15 protein-coding genes are annotated in these 15,234 nt (G+C 66.5%); 12 read left to right on the plus strand and 3 right to left on the minus strand.

Annotation, left to right across the window (positions count from 1 at the left end; translation table 11 throughout):
* The first annotated feature begins 268 nt into the window (after positions 1 to 268).
* The 6 genes from rsmD to V3B46_RS19335 all read left to right on the plus strand — a co-directional run bounded on the left by rsmD (position 269) and on the right by V3B46_RS19335 (position 5,115).
* On the plus strand, positions 269 to 877 hold the full coding sequence (rsmD, locus tag V3B46_RS19310) for a 16S rRNA (guanine(966)-N(2))-methyltransferase RsmD (RefSeq protein WP_329892687.1): 609 nt from the start codon (positions 269 to 271) through the stop codon (positions 875 to 877).
* A 26-nt stretch (positions 878 to 903) separates the two neighbouring features.
* Positions 904 to 1,413, plus strand: a complete 510-nt coding sequence (gene coaD / locus V3B46_RS19315) for a pantetheine-phosphate adenylyltransferase (protein WP_032130277.1) — start codon at positions 904 to 906, stop codon at positions 1,411 to 1,413.
* Between the two features lie 61 nt (positions 1,414 to 1,474).
* Positions 1,475 to 1,966, plus strand: coding sequence for a hypothetical protein (locus V3B46_RS19320; RefSeq protein ID WP_004153167.1), 492 nt, complete (start codon positions 1,475 to 1,477; stop codon positions 1,964 to 1,966).
* A gap of 132 nt (positions 1,967 to 2,098) precedes the next feature.
* Positions 2,099 to 2,380, plus strand: coding sequence for a YfhL family 4Fe-4S dicluster ferredoxin (locus V3B46_RS19325; RefSeq protein ID WP_004153175.1), 282 nt, complete (start codon positions 2,099 to 2,101; stop codon positions 2,378 to 2,380).
* The gene (ggt, locus tag V3B46_RS19330; protein ID WP_329892656.1) at positions 2,377 to 4,107 is read left to right on the plus strand and encodes a gamma-glutamyltransferase; all 1,731 of its coding nucleotides are present in this window, start codon (positions 2,377 to 2,379) and stop codon (positions 4,105 to 4,107) included. The genes V3B46_RS19325 and ggt overlap by 4 nt, the downstream gene beginning before the upstream one ends.
* A gap of 120 nt (positions 4,108 to 4,227) precedes the next feature.
* Positions 4,228 to 5,115, plus strand: a complete 888-nt coding sequence (locus tag V3B46_RS19335) for an MBL fold metallo-hydrolase (RefSeq protein WP_154263190.1) — start codon at positions 4,228 to 4,230, stop codon at positions 5,113 to 5,115.
* 82 nt (positions 5,116 to 5,197) lie between these two features.
* Here the strand turns inward: V3B46_RS19335 and V3B46_RS19340 are convergent, their stop codons facing one another.
* Together V3B46_RS19340 and upp are read right to left on the minus strand one after the other, a co-directional pair.
* Positions 5,198 to 5,491, minus strand: a complete 294-nt coding sequence (locus tag V3B46_RS19340; protein WP_032130275.1) for a PsiF family protein — start codon at positions 5,489 to 5,491, stop codon at positions 5,198 to 5,200.
* A 146-nt stretch (positions 5,492 to 5,637) separates the two neighbouring features.
* Positions 5,638 to 6,270: a uracil phosphoribosyltransferase gene (upp, locus tag V3B46_RS19345; RefSeq protein ID WP_004153184.1), complete on the minus strand. Its 633-nt coding sequence runs from the start codon at positions 6,268 to 6,270 to the stop codon at positions 5,638 to 5,640.
* A 216-nt stretch (positions 6,271 to 6,486) separates the two neighbouring features.
* Between upp and V3B46_RS19350 the strand changes: the two genes are divergently transcribed.
* From V3B46_RS19350 to V3B46_RS19365, 4 genes are read left to right on the plus strand one after another with little or no spacing between them, the layout of a single operon-like run.
* Complete coding sequence (locus V3B46_RS19350; RefSeq protein ID WP_489686300.1) at positions 6,487 to 9,000, plus strand: TonB-dependent receptor; 2,514 nt, start codon at positions 6,487 to 6,489, stop codon at positions 8,998 to 9,000.
* Positions 9,000 to 10,115, plus strand: coding sequence for a phytase (locus V3B46_RS19355; protein WP_329892658.1), 1,116 nt, complete (start codon positions 9,000 to 9,002; stop codon positions 10,113 to 10,115). The genes V3B46_RS19350 and V3B46_RS19355 overlap by 1 nt, the downstream gene beginning before the upstream one ends.
* A gap of 14 nt (positions 10,116 to 10,129) precedes the next feature.
* Positions 10,130 to 11,479, plus strand: coding sequence for a purple acid phosphatase family protein (locus V3B46_RS19360; protein WP_329892688.1), 1,350 nt, complete (start codon positions 10,130 to 10,132; stop codon positions 11,477 to 11,479).
* Positions 11,480 to 11,489: 10 nt separating this feature from the next.
* Positions 11,490 to 12,104, plus strand: a complete 615-nt coding sequence (locus V3B46_RS19365) for an inorganic diphosphatase (RefSeq protein ID WP_329892659.1) — start codon at positions 11,490 to 11,492, stop codon at positions 12,102 to 12,104.
* Positions 12,105 to 12,123: 19 nt separating this feature from the next.
* Here V3B46_RS19365 and V3B46_RS19370 read toward each other — a convergent pair whose 3' ends face one another.
* Positions 12,124 to 12,708: a hypothetical protein gene (locus V3B46_RS19370; protein WP_329892660.1), complete on the minus strand. Its 585-nt coding sequence runs from the start codon at positions 12,706 to 12,708 to the stop codon at positions 12,124 to 12,126.
* 109 nt (positions 12,709 to 12,817) lie between these two features.
* Between V3B46_RS19370 and V3B46_RS19375 the strand changes: the two genes are divergently transcribed.
* Both V3B46_RS19375 and V3B46_RS19380 read left to right on the plus strand, forming a co-directional pair.
* Positions 12,818 to 14,233, plus strand: coding sequence for a cryptochrome/photolyase family protein (locus V3B46_RS19375; protein ID WP_329892689.1), 1,416 nt, complete (start codon positions 12,818 to 12,820; stop codon positions 14,231 to 14,233).
* 139 nt (positions 14,234 to 14,372) lie between these two features.
* Positions 14,373 to 15,068 carry a YiaD family glycine zipper/OmpA-like lipoprotein gene (locus V3B46_RS19380; protein WP_010484399.1) on the plus strand — a complete coding sequence of 232 codons (696 nt, stop codon included), beginning with the start codon at positions 14,373 to 14,375 and terminating at the stop codon, positions 15,066 to 15,068.
* Positions 15,069 to 15,234 lie beyond the last annotated feature (166 nt).

Genomic DNA, 15,234 nt, shown 5'->3' on the forward strand with positions numbered 1-15,234 from the left:
TCATCCACGCATGGCGTGGATCTACTGCAGATCGCGGGAAACTGTCGAAGGCGGGGTGGGGGGGGGGGGGGGGGGGGGGGGGGCCGCGGGGGGGGGGGCGCCCCGGGGAAGGGCGGGGGGGGGGGGCGCCCCCCACCCCCCCCCCCCCCCCCCCCCCCCCCCCCCCCCCCCCCCCCGCCAACCCACGGATAGCCGGCTTTTGCCGTTGCTTCGGCCTCTGCGGGTGCCGGGCGCCGCCCGGCCGAACTACAATCCCGCTCATGCTGAAATTCTCGAATACCTCCCGCCGGGGGCGCCGGTGAGCGGCCGTGGGGGCAATGACGGTCAGGTCCGCATCATCGGCGGGCGCTGGCGCAATACCCGCCTGCCGGTGCCGACCCTGCCAGGGCTTCGGCCCAGCAGCGACCGCGTGCGCGAGACCCTTTTCAACTGGTTGATGCCCAGACTGGGCGGCGCGCGGGTGCTGGACCTGTTCGCCGGCAGTGGCGCGTTGGGCCTGGAGGCGGTCTCGCGCGGCGCCGCCCACGCCACTCTGGTCGAGCGTGACGCGCAGCTGGGACGCAATCTGACCGCGGCCGTGGCCAAGCTGCAGGCCTCCGGCCAGGTCACCGTCGTGCAGGCCGATGCCCTGCGCTGGCTGCAGGGCGCACCGGCACAGCAGGCCGATCTGGTGTTCATCGACCCGCCGTTCGCCGACGGCCTGTGGCAGGACGTGCTGGTCCAGCTCCCGCGGCATCTGGCTGCCGATGCCTGGCTGTACCTGGAATCGCCGGCCGGCCACGTGCCGGTGCTGCCGCCGGACTGGCTGCTGCACCGCGAGGGCGGCACCCGCGAAGTGCGCTTTGCCCTGTACCGCCGCGCCACTGCTACACTTTGACCTCATCTGAACATCTGCAACCGCCCATGACCGTGGCCAATCGCCGCATCGCCGTTTACCCCGGCACGTTCGACCCCATCACCAACGGTCATATCGACCTGGTGAGCCGGGCCGCGCCGCTGTTCGAAAAGGTCGTGGTCGGCGTGGCGCAGAGCCCGTCCAAGGGCCCGGCGCTGCCGCTGGAGCAGCGCGTGCAGCTGGCACGTGGCGCGCTGGCCCACCACAGCAACGTCGAGGTCATCGGTTTCGATACGCTGCTGGCGCATTTCGTACGTTCGGTGCAGGGCGGGGTCCTGCTGCGCGGCCTGCGCGCGGTGTCCGACTTCGAATACGAGTTCCAGATGGCCAGCATGAACCGCCATCTGATTCCCGAAGTCGAGACCCTGTTCCTGACCCCGGCCGAGCAGCACAGCTTCATTTCGTCATCGCTGGTCCGCGAGATCGCGCGCCTGGGCGGCGACGTGTCCGGTTTCGTGCCGGCCGCGGTGCTCGAAGCCCTGCGCAAGGTCCGCGAAGCGAAGTCGGCGCAGTCGTAAGCCCCGCGGTACCCGCACCCCCTTTACGTACAACACCACGCACCATTCCGGGAGGAAACCCATGAACACCACCATGCGCGCGATGCTGATCGCTTCGTTGGCCCTGGCCTTCACTGCCTGCAAGAAGGAAGAGGCCGCTCCGGTCGACGAGGCCAAGCAGGCCCTGGTCGCTCCGTCCAAGGACGACGATGCAGGCTGGAAGAAGTACCTGCAGGAAGTGGCGATCCAGAACATGGGCAACATCACCAACAGCCCGTTCCTGTACTACCTCTCGCCGGAATCGGACCCGGACTTCCAGGCCAAGTACGAGCGCCAGACCGAGAGCGCGACCCAGGCCGTGGCTCGTGGCGTGCAGCCGGGCAACATGCTGGCCTTCGGTTCGTCGGCCTCGGGCAAGATGGCTGACATGATCCAGGCCGTCTTCAAGGACGTGTCGCCGGATTCGATGAAGGGCGTGCGCGTCGTCTTCATCGGCCAGTCGGCCGACAACGCCCGCGTGCAGGCTGCCATCCAGCCGACCGGTGCCGAGTACATTTTCGTCGAAGCCAAGTAATACCGAGCCATGGCGGCCATGCTCCGGCATGGCCCGGGCGGCGTCCTGCAAGGGCGCCGCTGATGACCTGACCGGCCCGCGCGCCCGCGCTGGCCGGTCCTTTGTCCCAGGGCGCGGGCGAGGAGTATCGCCGTGTCGCTGAAAATCAATGAGCTCTGCGTCAACTGCGACGTATGCGAGCCGGCCTGCCCGAACCAGGCCATTGCGATGGGTGAAACCATCTACGTGATCGACCCTGCGCGCTGCACCGAATGCGTGGGTCATTTCGACGAGCCACAGTGCGTGGTCGTGTGCCCGGTCGAGTGCATCGACCCGGACCCGGAGATCGTGGAAACGGAAGACCAGCTGCTGGCCAAGCTGCGCCAGCTGCAGCACGATCACCCCGAACTCTACGCGGAGCCCCCATCCGAATGAAGACGCTGATCGTCCGCCCCCTGTTGCTGCTCGGCCTGCTGCTGAGCCCGATTGCCTGGGCCGACAGTCCGGCCCGTGCCGAGCGCCCTGATGGCGCGGCCATTGCCAGCGGCCATGCGCTGGCCACCCAGGCGGGCATCGATATCCTGGCGCAGGGCGGCAACGCCTTCGATGCCGCGGTGGCGGTATCGTCCACGCTGGCGGTGGTCGAGCCGATCAGTTCCGGCCTGGGTGGTGGTGGCTTCTTCCTGCTGCACGATGCGGCCACCGGCAAGGACGTGATGCTGGACGCGCGCGAGACCGCGCCGGCTGCAGCAACCCCGCAGGCGTTCCTCGACAAGCAGGGCAACCTCGACCGTGACCGCTCGGTCAATGGCGCCTGGTCGGCCGGTATCCCGGGCCTGCCTGCAGCGCTGGTTGAACTGTCGGCCAAGCACGGCAAGCTGCCATTGGCGGCCTCGCTGCAGCCGGCCATCCGTATCGCGCGCGAAGGCTTCCCGGTGTACGACCGCATGGCCAGGGGCTATGCCTCGCGCCGTGAAGTGATGGAGCGCTATCCCGGCACGCGCGAGGTCTACCTGCGCAATGGCAAGCCGATCGCCAGCGGTGACCTGTTCAAGCAGCCGGAGCTGGCACAGACGCTGGAGCGCTTGGCCGCGGGTGGCTTCGATGGTTTCTACAAGGGCCAGACCGGCAAGTTGCTGCTGGCCGGCGTGAAGCAGGCCGGTGGAAGGTGGACCGCTGAAGAACTGGCTGGCTACCGCGTGAAGCAGCGCGAGCCGATCGTCTTCAACTACAACGGCTGGAAGATCACCACCGCGCCGCCGCCGTCGTCTGGTGGTATCGCGCTGGCCAGCATGCTGCAGATCCTGGAAGGCTGGGACATCAAGAAAATGGACCCGGCGCACCGCACCCATCTGGTGGTGGAGTCGATGCGTCGCGCCTACCGCGACCGCACCTTCTTCCTCGGCGATCCGGACTTCGTGCAGATCCCGCAGAAGGTGCTGACCAGCAAGGACTACGCACAGGGCCTGCGGGCGACCATCCATCCGGAGAAGGCCACGCCCAGCGACCTGCTGTCGGGCAACCCGACGCCGCTGGAAGACGACGAGACCACGCACTTCTCGATCATCGACCGCGACGGCAACCGCGTCGGCGCCACCCAGACCGTCAACCTGCTGTACGGCTCGGGGTTGATTCCCAAGGGCACCGGCGTGCTGATGAACAACGAGATGGACGACTTCGCGCTGAAGCCGGGCACGCCCAATGCGTTCGGCGTGATGGGCTATGAAGCCAATGCGCCGAAGGCGGGCAAGCGCATGCTCAGCTCGATGACGCCGACCTTCATGGAAAACGCCGACAAGGTGGTGGTGCTGGGCACCCCGGGTGGCAGCCGCATCATCACCATGGTGCTGCTGGGCATCCTCGGCTACGACGACGGCCTGGATGCGCAGCAGGTTGCCGCGCTGCCGCGCTACCACCACCAGTGGCTGCCGGACGTGATCGAAGCCGAGGACGATGCGTTCGACGCGGCGACGGTGAAGCAGCTGCAGGCGATGGGTCACAAGATCGACCTGCCGGGCGACGTTGCCGCGGGCGGCCGCGGGTCCAGCCATGTGTGGGGCAACCTGCAGACCGTGGAATGGGACCGCAAGGCGAACAAGCTGTTCGGTGGCAGTGACCCGCGCAACCCGGTGGGCAGTGCCCAGGTGGTGCCGGCACACTGATCCGGTCGTGGCGGCTGCTGGCCGGCAATCCGGCTGATTATCGAAACCCCGCCTTTGCCGGCGGGGTTTTCTGTTTCCTTTCTAGCGATTATTTAACGAGCCGGCGCCGATAATCGACACATGAAACTCTGGTCTATTCGTGGAAACTCGCAGCGCCTCGATGGCGGCGCGATGTTCGGCAACGCGCCGCGCGCGTTATGGGAAAAATGGGCGGTACCGGACGAGCTCAATCGCATCGAGCTGGCCTGCCGTGCGCTGCTTGCCAGCCCGCTGGAAGGCAAGACGGTGCTGTTTGAAACCGGTATCGGGGCGTTCTTCGATCCGCGCATGCGCGAACGCTACGGCGTGCAGGAAAGCCAGCACGTGCTGATCGATTCGCTGCGCGAAGCCGGCTTCGAGCACGAGGATATCGACGTGGTGGTGCTCAGCCACCTGCATTTCGATCATGCCGGTGGCCTGCTGGCGGCATGGAGCGAAGGGCGTGAGCCCGAGCTGCTGTTCCCCAACGCAACCTATGTGGTCGGCGCGCAGCATTGGCAGCGCGCCGTGCAGCCACACCCGCGCGATCGCGCCAGCTTCATTCCGGAACTGCCCGGCCTGCTGCAGGCCAGTGGCCGGCTGGAAGTGGTGGACGGGGAGTACTCGAAGGCGCTCGGCCGCAGCGTGCGCTTCAGCTACAGCGACGGGCATACGCCGGGCCTGATGCTGGCCGAGATCGTCGGCCACGCGCACGCCGGCGAGGATGCGCACGGCGGGGTGGTGTTCTGTGCCGACCTGATTCCCGGTCGCTCATGGGTGCATGTGCCGATCACGATGGGCTACGACCGCAACGCCGAGCTGCTGATCGACGAGAAGCGGCAGTTCCTGGAAGACAAGCTGGCGCGCAACGTGCGGCTGTTCTTCACCCACGACCCGCAGGTGGCATTGGCGCAGCTTGGCAGGGATGACAAGGGGCGTTTCGTGACCCTCCACGAGCAGGGTGAGTTGAAGGCGCGCGCCCTGGGGTAATGAAAAGGCCGGGCAATGCCCGGCCTTCGTGTGCGGATAGATCCACGCCATGCGTGGATGGCGTTCTACCCGGACCTGATCGCTACGACGCCTTCAGGCAGCTGCTCATGAAGGTTTTGCGCGCATCACCGGCCAGCTTTTTGGCGCCCGCGTCAGCGTTGCACTTGCGCATGCGTTCCTGCTGCGTATTGACCGGCTTGGCGTCGGCGGCGTGGCCGCTGAGGCAGGAGCTCTGTGCAGTCTTGTAGGCATCGCCCTTCAGCCCTTTGTTCTTGGCCGAGCATTCGGCCATGCGCTGCTGCTGCGGAGTGGTGGCATTGGCAGCCAGGGGCAGGCCGACCAGCAGGACGGCGGCCAGCAGGAAAGAGGCTTTCATCGGGAGCTCCAAGGGGGGCGGGTGCGCGGAGCATTCGCTTCCCGGCGCCAAGAGCACGTGAAGAATCGCAACGCGGCCGCGACGGCCTGCGCTGTTGGGGTCAGATCCCTTTCGCGGCGAAAGGGCTCTGACCCCGGCTCGTCGGATCAGCCGACGCGGGTACCGAAGATGCGGTCACCGGCATCGCCCAGGCCCGGCAGGATGTAGCCCTTGTCGTTGAGCTGGGCATCAATGGCCGCGGTGTAGATCTCCACGTCCGGGTGCACCGCCTTGACCGCCTCGATGCCTTCCGGCGCGGCCACCAGGAAGATGCCCTTGATGCGGCGGGCGCCGGCACGCTTGAGCATGTCGATGGTGGCGATCAGGGTGCCGCCGGTGGCCAGCATCGGGTCCAGGATCAGCGCGTCGCGCTCTTCCAGGCGCCCGGTCAGGCGCTCGAAGTAGGGCACCGGCTGCAGGGTTTCCTCATCGCGCTGCAGGCCGACCACGCTGACACGGGCCGCCGGGATCAGCGACAGCACGCCACTGAGCATGCCCAGGCCGGCGCGCAGGATCGGCACCACGGTGATCTTGGCGCCCGCAATGCGCTGCACGGTGACCGGGCCGGCCCAGCCGGGCAGGGTGTGCGGCTCGGTCTCCAGGTCTGCGGTGGCCTCGTAGGCCAGCAGCGTACCCAGCTCGTTGGCCAGTTCGCGGAAATCCTTGGTGCTGAGCGCAGCGTTGCGCATCAGGCCGATCTTGTGCTGCACCAGCGGGTGGCGCACTTCGACGATCTTCATGGTCGGAAGGGGGGAGAAGGAGAGAGGACGCCATTTTGCCGGATTGGCGGGCCGAACCCAAACCTGGCCCGGAGCGGTGTCACTCGAAATGTGCAGGCGCATGTCACGGCCATGCAACCTTGCGGACATACCGTGCAGACCCATTCTTAACAGGAATGGGGATTCCCAGTGCATATCAAGACTCCGTTGGCCGTTGCCATCACGCTGACCCTGGCAATGGGGGCCGCAGCACCGCTGCAGGCCGCCGGGCAGCAGGCGGTAGCGGCCACCGGCGCCGTGGCGTCCGACGCGGTCGACCTGGACCGCATCGAAGTGCGCGCCCAGCTCGAATCGCAGATCCGCGCGGTCGACCTCAAGCGCAGCAGCGACGCCATCGAGGATGCGGTGTCCTCCGATGCACTGGGTCAGTACCCGGACAAGAACGTGGCCGAGTCGCTGCAGCGCCTGCCGGGTATCAGCGTGACCCGCGACCAGGGCGAGGGGCGCTTCGTGGTCATCCGCGGTCTGGACGCCAACCTCAACAGTGTCAGCGTGGATGGCATCGCCATCGGTACGCCGGAAGATTCCAGTCGTGCCGCACCTCTGGATGTGATTCCCTCCGATTCCACCGAGCGCCTGCGCGTGGTGAAGTCACCGACCCCGGACATGCCGGGTGATGCCATCGGTGGCGCCGTACTGGTGGAATCGGCGTCGGCCTTCGACCGTGACGGTCGCAGCCTGCGTGGCAAGATCGAGGGCAGCCATCAGCAGCTCTCCGGTGAGACCAGCCCCAAGGCCGCCTTCAACTACAGCGAAGTGTTCAACGACACTTTCGGCGTGGCGTTGGGCGTGAACTACCAGAAGCGCACGTTCGAGTCGGACAACACAGAAGTGGAGTACGACGGCGAGGACGATGCCGCCCCCGGTGATGTCACCGCGATCAATCTGCAGCACCGCAAGTACGAGATCGAGCGCAAGCGCATCGGTGCCAACCTCAACCTTGACTGGCGCCCGAATGAAGACAGCAAATACTACCTGCGCACGCTGTACAGCCAGTTCGACGACGCGGAGACCCGCCAGCGCGTGATCTTCAACTTCGACGACGCGAAGATGGTCAAGACCGGCACCGACCAGTATCGGCTGGATGCCATGCCGAAGGATTCCATCGACAAGCGCATGCGCTACCGCACCAAGAAGGAAAACACCTTCGCGGCCAGTCTCGGTGGCGAGAACAAGCTGACCAACGCCGTGGTCGATTACCGGATCGGCTACACCCGTACCGAAGAGCGGGTGAACGACGAGATGGAGGCGCGCTTCAAGCTCAACGGCAAGGCCTTCAACGGCACCCTGGACCAGAGCAGCCGCCTGCCCAGCTACAGCTTCGACAACCCGCAGTGGCTGGACAACAGCAACTACGCATTCGACCGCTTCGTGCTCTCGCCCAAGCAGGTCAACGACAAGGAACACAGCGCGCAGGTCAACGTGCGCTTCGACGGCGACAGCAGCAGCATCAAGTTCGGCCTGCTGGGCCGCTGGCGCGACCGCGACGTGAATGTGGACGAGCGCGAACTGCGCGTCGGCCCGAAGGTGGCGCTGTCGAGCTGGACCACTTCCTCGCCGGAGCACCGCCACGGCAACATGGGGGATGGCATGGACTCGGCCGCGATGCGCGCGTTCTGGGCGGCCAATGGCAGCCAGTACAGCGCGCGCCCGCAGGACATTGGCGGCAATGCGATGACCTCGCTGGAAGAAGACTACGTGGCCAGCGAGGACATCTTCGCCAGCTATGCGATGGGTACCTGGGACATCGGTGCGCTGCGCATCATCGGCGGCGTGCGCGTGGAGAACACCCAGTTCAAGGCGATCGGCAACCAGGTGGACGTGGCCGCCAACGGCCGCAGCTTCACCGTCACCCCGCGCGTGGCCAACAGCAGCTACACCAACGTGCTGCCGGGCCTGCACCTGCGCTATGACGCGGCCGAAGACTGGGTACTGCGCGCCTCGGCCAACAAGACCGTATCGCGTCCTTCGTTCGGCGATGTCTCGCCACGCGTGGGCTACAGCCGCGGCGACGAGGAAGTGCGCCTGGGTAATCCGGAGCTGGATCCCTACGAGTCGAAGAACATCGACCTGTCGGTGGAGAAATACATCGGCAGCACCGGCATCGTTTCACTTGGCCTGTTCCACAAGTCGATCGATGGCTACATCGTGCAAACGGTGCGGACCAATGATCCGGCCTACGACGGTTTCGATGTGACCCAGCCGATCAACGGCCGCAAGGCCACCGTGCGTGGCGCGGAATTCAACTGGCAGCAGCAGCTGGCCTTCCTGCCGGACGGCCTGGATGGCCTGCTGGTCGGTGCCAGTGGTACCTGGCTGGATACCAAATTCGATGCCGGCATCAAGGACCGTGCAGGCGAGGATTTCACACTGCCGCGCGCCTCCAAGCATGTCTACAGCGCCCACATCGGCTATGAAAAATATGGTGTCAGTACGCGGCTGGCGGCGGTGTACCGCAGCGAGTACCTGGACAGCATCGGCAAGGGCCGCGCGTTCGACATCTACGTTGCGCCGAACACCCAGCTCGATTTCTCGCTGGACTACAAGTTCACCTCGCGCGTAAGCATGTACTTCGAGGCGCAGAACCTGCTGGACAAGCCGCTTGAGCTGTACCAGGGCACGCGTTCGCGCACCCTGCAGATGGAAGAATACGGTCGCACCTATGCGCTCGGCCTGAAGGTGGCACTGTGATGGGGCGTGGCACTACTGCCCTGGCCGCCGCGCTGGCGGTAGCATTCGCCGCCGGCTGCACGCCGGCCACCGGCAATGACCCTGCCTCGGCCGCGGCGACAGCGAAGGCCAACGGCGAACGGGCGGTGACCACCATCGCCGAGGCCTTCCTTTCGCCGATGACCCCGGCTGACAACATCGATTCGCCGGCGGCCTGGCGTACCCCGGACGGCACGCTGTGGCTGATCGCCACCGCAAAGGCGACCGACAAGCTGGTGGTCTACGACGGCAGCACCGGCCAGCACCTGCGTGACGTCGGCACCAGCGGCACCGCACCGGGGCAGTTCGACCGCCCAAACGGCATCGCGGTGACCGACGACCTGCTGTGGATCGTGGAGCGCGACAATCACCGCGTGCAGGTGCTGAGCCTGCCGGACTTCGCGCCGCTGGCGACGTTCGCTGTGGACGACCTGCGCAAGCCGTACGGGCTGTGGGTCGACCGCCGTGCCGATGGCTACAGCGTCTACGTCACCGACTCCTGGGACAACGGCGAGGATGCGCAGGGGCGTGACATCCTGCCGCCGCTGGCCGAGCTGGACAAGCGCGTGCGCCAGTACCATGTGACCCGCGACGGCGCGAAGGTCGAGGCGAAGCTGGTGGCCAGCATCGGCGATACCACCGAGGCGGGAGCGCTGCGCGTGGTCGAGTCGATCTGGGGCGACCCCGAGAACGACCGGCTGCTGATCGCCGAAGAGGACGAGAGCTACGCCAGCGAGTTCAAGGTCTACACCCTGGCGGGTCGCTTCACCGGTACTACCTTTGGTCGCGATGTGTTCAAGGCGCAGGCTGAAGGCGTGACCCTGCGTACCTGCGGCAAGGACGGCTGGTGGATCACCACCGAACAGGGCAAGCAGCGCAGTGTGTTCCACCTGTTCGACCGGCACACGCTGAAACCGGTCGGCGCGTTCCAGGGCAATACCGTGGCCAACACCGACGGCATCTGGATGATGCAGCAACCCAGTGCGCGCTTCCCGCACGGTGCACTGTATGCCGTGCATGACGATCAGGGCGTGGTGGCGTTCGACTGGGAGAGCATCGCCAAGCAGTTGGCATTGCCGCTGGAGTGTGGCGCATGAGCGGGCATTGCGTGATGCGTACGCTGGCGTTGGGGCTGCTGCTGGCATTGCCGTCGCTGTCGTTCGCAGCGGCCGAACCCAATACCCAGGTGCCGGCGGGCAGCCGGCACTACGCAGCGACGGCGGTGCCGGACCGCATTGTCGCCTCGCCGGCGGTCGATCCCAGCCACGGTTTCGCCGTGGCCTGGCGTACCGATGGCAGCGTGCAGGCACCGCTGCTCGAGATTGCCCTCGCCGGGGATTCGCCGGCCATCGAGGGCATCCGCCAGGTGCGCGCAACGACCCGCGCGCTGCAGACCGAGAACGGGCTGTCGCATCATCATCGCGCGGACGTCAGCGGCCTGCAGCCGGATACCCAGTACGTCTACCGCGTGCAGGGCAACGGCAGCTGGAGCGCCTGGAACCAGCTGCGCACGCTCGCCGCGGCCGACCAGCCGCTGACCCTGCTGTACTTCGGTGATACCCAGAACAAGAACGTCAGCCATGTCAGCCGTGTAGTGCGCGCCGCGCAGAAGGCCGCACCGCAGGCACGCATGAGCCTGTTCGCCGGTGACCTGGTCAGCGGCGGCGACAACATGGATGACAGCGAATGGGGCGAGTGGTTTGCTGCTACCAGCTGGCTGGCGCAGGAAACCCTGGTGGCCCCGGCGATCGGCAACCACGAGTACTTCGAGGAATTCGAGGACACCCCGCAGGAGCGGCGCGTGCTGGGCAAGCATTGGCCGGTCACCTTCGCGCTGCCGGGCAATGGCGCCAGCGCAGCACAGCAGACCAGCTACTGGTTCGATGCGCAGGGCGTACGCGTGGCGGTGGTCGATGGCACCTCGGCACTCGACCTCGGCACCGCCAAGGCACAGGCGCAGTGGTTGGACAAGGTCCTGGCCGGCAACCGGCAGCCGTGGACCATTGTGCTGCTGCACCAGCCGTTCTACTCACCCCGTGAAGGCCGCGAGAACGCCGCGCTGCGTGACGTGCTGCTGCCGGTGGTGCGCCGCCACAACGTCGATCTGGTGCTGCAGGGCCACGACCACACCTATGGCCGCCGTGGCGAAGGGCAGGCCGCAACGCCGCAGTACGTGGTGACCGTGGCCGGACCGAAGCAGTATCGCCTTTCCGACGAGGCACGCAGGACGATGGATCCGGTAGCCGAGGACACCCAGCTGTTCCAGGTGTTGAACATCGACCCGCAGCACCTGCGCTACGAAGCGCGCACGGTGACCGGGCGTCTGTACGACGCCTTCGAACTGCGTCGCGATGCCAACGGTGGCAAGCAGCGCACGGAGCTGACCGAAGGCCGCATCACGCCACGCGACTGCCCGCGCGCGCAGACCGCCAAGGGTCGTGCCGACCGCTGCTGGGAGTGAGGAGACGCATATGACCGCGCCCCGTCGCATCGTTCCTCTCGCTGCCATTGGTGCGGCCCTGCTGTTGCTGGCCAGTGCGGTGACCGCTGCCGATAGCGTGCTGCATCCGTTCCTGGTGGCCCAGCCGCAGCAGGCCCCACAGGAGGTGAATCTGGCGGTGGAGATTCCGGCCGGCAGCTTCACCAAGTACGAGATCAAGGAAGACGGCCTGGTCCATGTAGACCGCTTCCAGTCGATGCCGGTCGCCTATCCGGCCAACTACGGTTCGATGCCGCGCACCTTGGCCGGCGACAACGATCCGCTGGATGCGCTGGTGCTGACCCGTGAACCGCTGCATCCGGGCGTAATCGTGCGCTTCCGGCCGATCGGCTACCTGAAGATGATCGATGGCGGCGAGCACGACGAGAAGATCATCGGCGTGCCGACCGACAAGGTCGACCCGACCTACGCCAGCATCCGCGACCTGAAGGATCTGCCGGAGGTCGAGCGTCAGCGCATCGAGGCCTTCTTCCGGGTCTACAAGGACCTGCCGGCGGGGCGCAACCCGGTGCAGCTCAATGGCTGGGGCAATGCCGCCGAAGCCCGCGCGCTGATCAGTGAAGCGATGGAGCGGTTCAAGCAGTAGATCCACGCCATGCGTGGATTCAGCCTCGCAGTGTCTCCAGCAGGCACTCGGCATCCAGACGGTTGCCAAGCACATGCGCAACCGCCTGCACAGCCGCTTCCTCGTGCATGGCACGAATGCCCCCATCGTCATCATCGTCATAGAGGTCGTCGCCGGCCTCCAGATACACGGTGCCGGCCGCCGCAAGAGCCGCCATCAGGGTGAGTACGTCGGCGGCGATCTCGCCGGCATCCAGCAGGCCCGCACCGTGGTGACTGAACAGCACACGGCCGTCATCCAGGTCGAGGATGAACGGATCGGCGCCGCGATCGGCAATCACCAGCCAGTTCGATGGCCAGTTGTCGATCGGCTCGCCGCTGATGCCATGCCAGCGATAACCGGCCTGGTGACTCCACATACGCCGCAGCGGCGGTATCCAGACATCGAGGCCCGGAATGGTGATGCCGGAGTTGCCCACCTTCGCATTGATCTCATGACCCAGCGGTCCCACCTGCGCGTAGAAGCGCGCCAGCACCGGAGGTAACGGGAACGGTCCCTGCCAGTCACCTTCGTACTGGGCCCGCAGCAGCCCGAAGCGGGCGAATGCGGCGTGCAGATCAACCATGGCGGGGTCCAACGAGGAGCGGCCCAGCAGCCTAGCAGACTGTGTCTGCGTGCAACGCCTTCACCGCCGCTGGCTATCATGTCAGCCTTCAACAACGAAGGCGGTGTCTGTGTCGGTAGCGTTGGTATGGTTCCGCCGTGATCTGCGGCTGCAGGACAATCCGGCGCTGCAGGCCGCGCTGGATGCCGGTCACGAAGTGGTGCCGATCTACATCCATGCGCCCCACGAAGAGGGTGAGTGGGTGCCGGGTGCCGCCTCCGATGCGTGGCGCCACCGTTCACTGGCCGCGTTGGACGCCGACCTGCGCGTGCGCGGTTCGTCGCTGGTGCTGCGCAGTGGTGACAGCTTGCCGGCCCTGCAGTTGCTGGTCGAACAGACCGGCGCCGAGGCGGTGTACTGGAACCGCAAGTACGAGCCGGCCACCCAGCCACGCGACGCCACCATCAAGCGCATGCTGCGCGAGCAGGGCATCGAAGCGCAGAGCTGCAATGGCAGCCTGCTGTTCGAGCCGTGGGATATCGCCACCCAGCAAGGCCAACCGTACAAGGTGTTCACGCCATACTGGCGCAACGTGCTCAGTCATTGGTGCCTGCCCGCGCTGCAGGACGCACCGGAGGCGCTGACGGCGCATACGGTCGACAGCCTCGCCCTGGACACGCTGCAGCTGTCACCGACGCTGGATTGGGATGCCGGATTCTGGGAGCACTGGCAGCCGGGCGAGGCCGGTGCGCTGGAGGCGCTGTCTGTGTTCGAGGACGGTGCGCTGCGCGGCTACCGCGGGCAGCGTGATCTGCCAGATCGCGTGGGCACCTCGCGGATGTCGCCGCACCTGCATTTCGGCGAGATCGCGCCGTGGCGCATCGCCCACGCGCTGGAAGACCTGCGCAGCGCCGGCACCGAGGCCGACATCGACGGCTATCTGCGCCAGCTCGGCTGGCGTGATTTCGCCTATCACCTGCTGCATCACTTCCCGAAGACGCCGACCGACAACCTCAACCCGCGCTTTGACCGTTTCCCGTGGGCCACACCGAGTGCCGCGCAACTGCACGACTGGCAGCGAGGCAACACCGGCGTGCCGATCGTCGATGCAGGCCTGCGCGAGCTGTGGCATACCGGTTACATGCACAACCGGGTGCGGATGATCGTGGCCAGCTATCTGTGCAAACACCTGCGCGCGCACTGGCTGCATGGCGCGCGCTGGTTCTGGGACACCCTGGTCGATGCCGACCTGGCCAACAACACGATGGGCTGGCAGTGGGTGGCCGGGACCGGTGCCGATGCAGCGCCTTACTTCCGAGTGTTCAACCCGGTCACCCAGGCCGAGAAGTTCGACCCGCAGGCCCGCTACATCAGCCGCTGGGTGCCCGAACTGGGGGCGCTGCCGGTGAAAGCGCGCTTCGCGCCGTGGCAGCATCCGTTGCTGCTGGCTGCACATGCCCCGGGCTATCCGCGCACGCCGCTGGTGGATCTGGCGGTTGGCCGCGATGCCGCGCTGGCTGCCTACCGGCAGTCGGGAGCGGGGTAAAGTGCGGGCTGAGCGATCCGGTCAGTTAGCTGAACGCGGCCCTGTCGACATGCCCGATCATCATTCCGGCATCGCATCGGGCTGTTTATTCTCTTTGCGCCCGCAGGCCGCCGGCCGACCGGAAACCAAGGAGAACCTCATGATCCGCAACACCACCCGCAACGTCGCACTGGCCCTGATGAGTGCGGCCGTCCTGTCGGCCTGCGCCACCGGCGGCTCCTACGTACAGAGTGACCAGTACGGCAACCCGACCGAGCAGCAGAACCGCACCGGCCGCAACGCGCTGATCGGCACCGCCATCGGCGTAGCCGCCGGCCTGCTGACCGGCGACAGCGCCACGGAGCGTCGTCAGCATGCGCTGATCGGCGCCGGTATCGGCGCGCTCAGCGGCGCCGCCGTCGGCCAGTACCAGGACCGCCAGGAACGCGCACTGCGCGAGCGCACTGCCAACACCGGCATCGATGTGCAGCGCCAGGGCGACAACATCATGCTGAACCTGCCGGACGGCATCACCTTCGACTTCGGCAAGTCGACCCTGAAGCCGCAGTTCTACGGCTCGCTCAATGGCGTTGCAGGCACCCTGCGCGACTACAACCAGACCATGATCGAAGTGGTCGGCCATACCGACAGCATCGGCAGCGACGCGGTCAACAACCGCCTGTCGAAGGAACGCGCCGACTCGGTCGCGCAGTACCTGATCGGGCAGGGCGTGCAGAGCGTGCGCATCGAAACCCTGGGCGCCGGCAAGTCGTACCCGATTGCCGACAACAGCACCGATGCCGGTCGTGCCAAGAACCGCCGCGTCGAAATCCGCGTGATTCCCCTGAAGCAGTAACGCGTAGCGTTACGGTTCCGGCGTAGCCGGAACGAAAATGCCGCCCTTGCAGGCGGCATTTTCTGTAGGTGCCGAGCGTTGCTCGGCACGCCGATAGCGCCCGTAGAGTCGGGCGTGGTCGGCTGTAGCGCCCGAGCACGCGAGCGCGCGCGCCTCTCAGGGATGG

This window comes from Stenotrophomonas sp. SMYL11, assembly GCF_036320005.1.
In the GTDB taxonomy this organism is placed as follows: domain Bacteria; phylum Pseudomonadota; class Gammaproteobacteria; order Xanthomonadales; family Xanthomonadaceae; genus Stenotrophomonas; species Stenotrophomonas maltophilia_A.

Coding starts and splice junctions, on each gene's coding strand:
- coaD (WP_032130277.1), top strand. CDS start 904: ATGACCGTGGCCAATCGCCGCATCGCCGTTTACCCCGGCACGTTCGAC.
- V3B46_RS19320 (WP_004153167.1), top strand. CDS start 1,475: ATGAACACCACCATGCGCGCGATGCTGATCGCTTCGTTGGCCCTGGCC.
- ggt (WP_329892656.1), top strand. CDS start 2,377: ATGAAGACGCTGATCGTCCGCCCCCTGTTGCTGCTCGGCCTGCTGCTG.
- V3B46_RS19335 (WP_154263190.1), top strand. CDS start 4,228: ATGAAACTCTGGTCTATTCGTGGAAACTCGCAGCGCCTCGATGGCGGC.
- V3B46_RS19340 (WP_032130275.1), bottom strand. CDS start 5,491: ATGAAAGCCTCTTTCCTGCTGGCCGCCGTCCTGCTGGTCGGCCTGCCC.
- upp (WP_004153184.1), bottom strand. CDS start 6,270: ATGAAGATCGTCGAAGTGCGCCACCCGCTGGTGCAGCACAAGATCGGC.
- V3B46_RS19350 (WP_489686300.1), top strand. CDS start 6,487: ATGGGGGCCGCAGCACCGCTGCAGGCCGCCGGGCAGCAGGCGGTAGCG.
- V3B46_RS19355 (WP_329892658.1), top strand. CDS start 9,000: ATGGGGCGTGGCACTACTGCCCTGGCCGCCGCGCTGGCGGTAGCATTC.
- V3B46_RS19360 (WP_329892688.1), top strand. CDS start 10,130: ATGCGTACGCTGGCGTTGGGGCTGCTGCTGGCATTGCCGTCGCTGTCG.
- V3B46_RS19365 (WP_329892659.1), top strand. CDS start 11,490: ATGACCGCGCCCCGTCGCATCGTTCCTCTCGCTGCCATTGGTGCGGCC.
- V3B46_RS19370 (WP_329892660.1), bottom strand. CDS start 12,708: ATGGTTGATCTGCACGCCGCATTCGCCCGCTTCGGGCTGCTGCGGGCC.
- V3B46_RS19380 (WP_010484399.1), top strand. CDS start 14,373: ATGATCCGCAACACCACCCGCAACGTCGCACTGGCCCTGATGAGTGCG.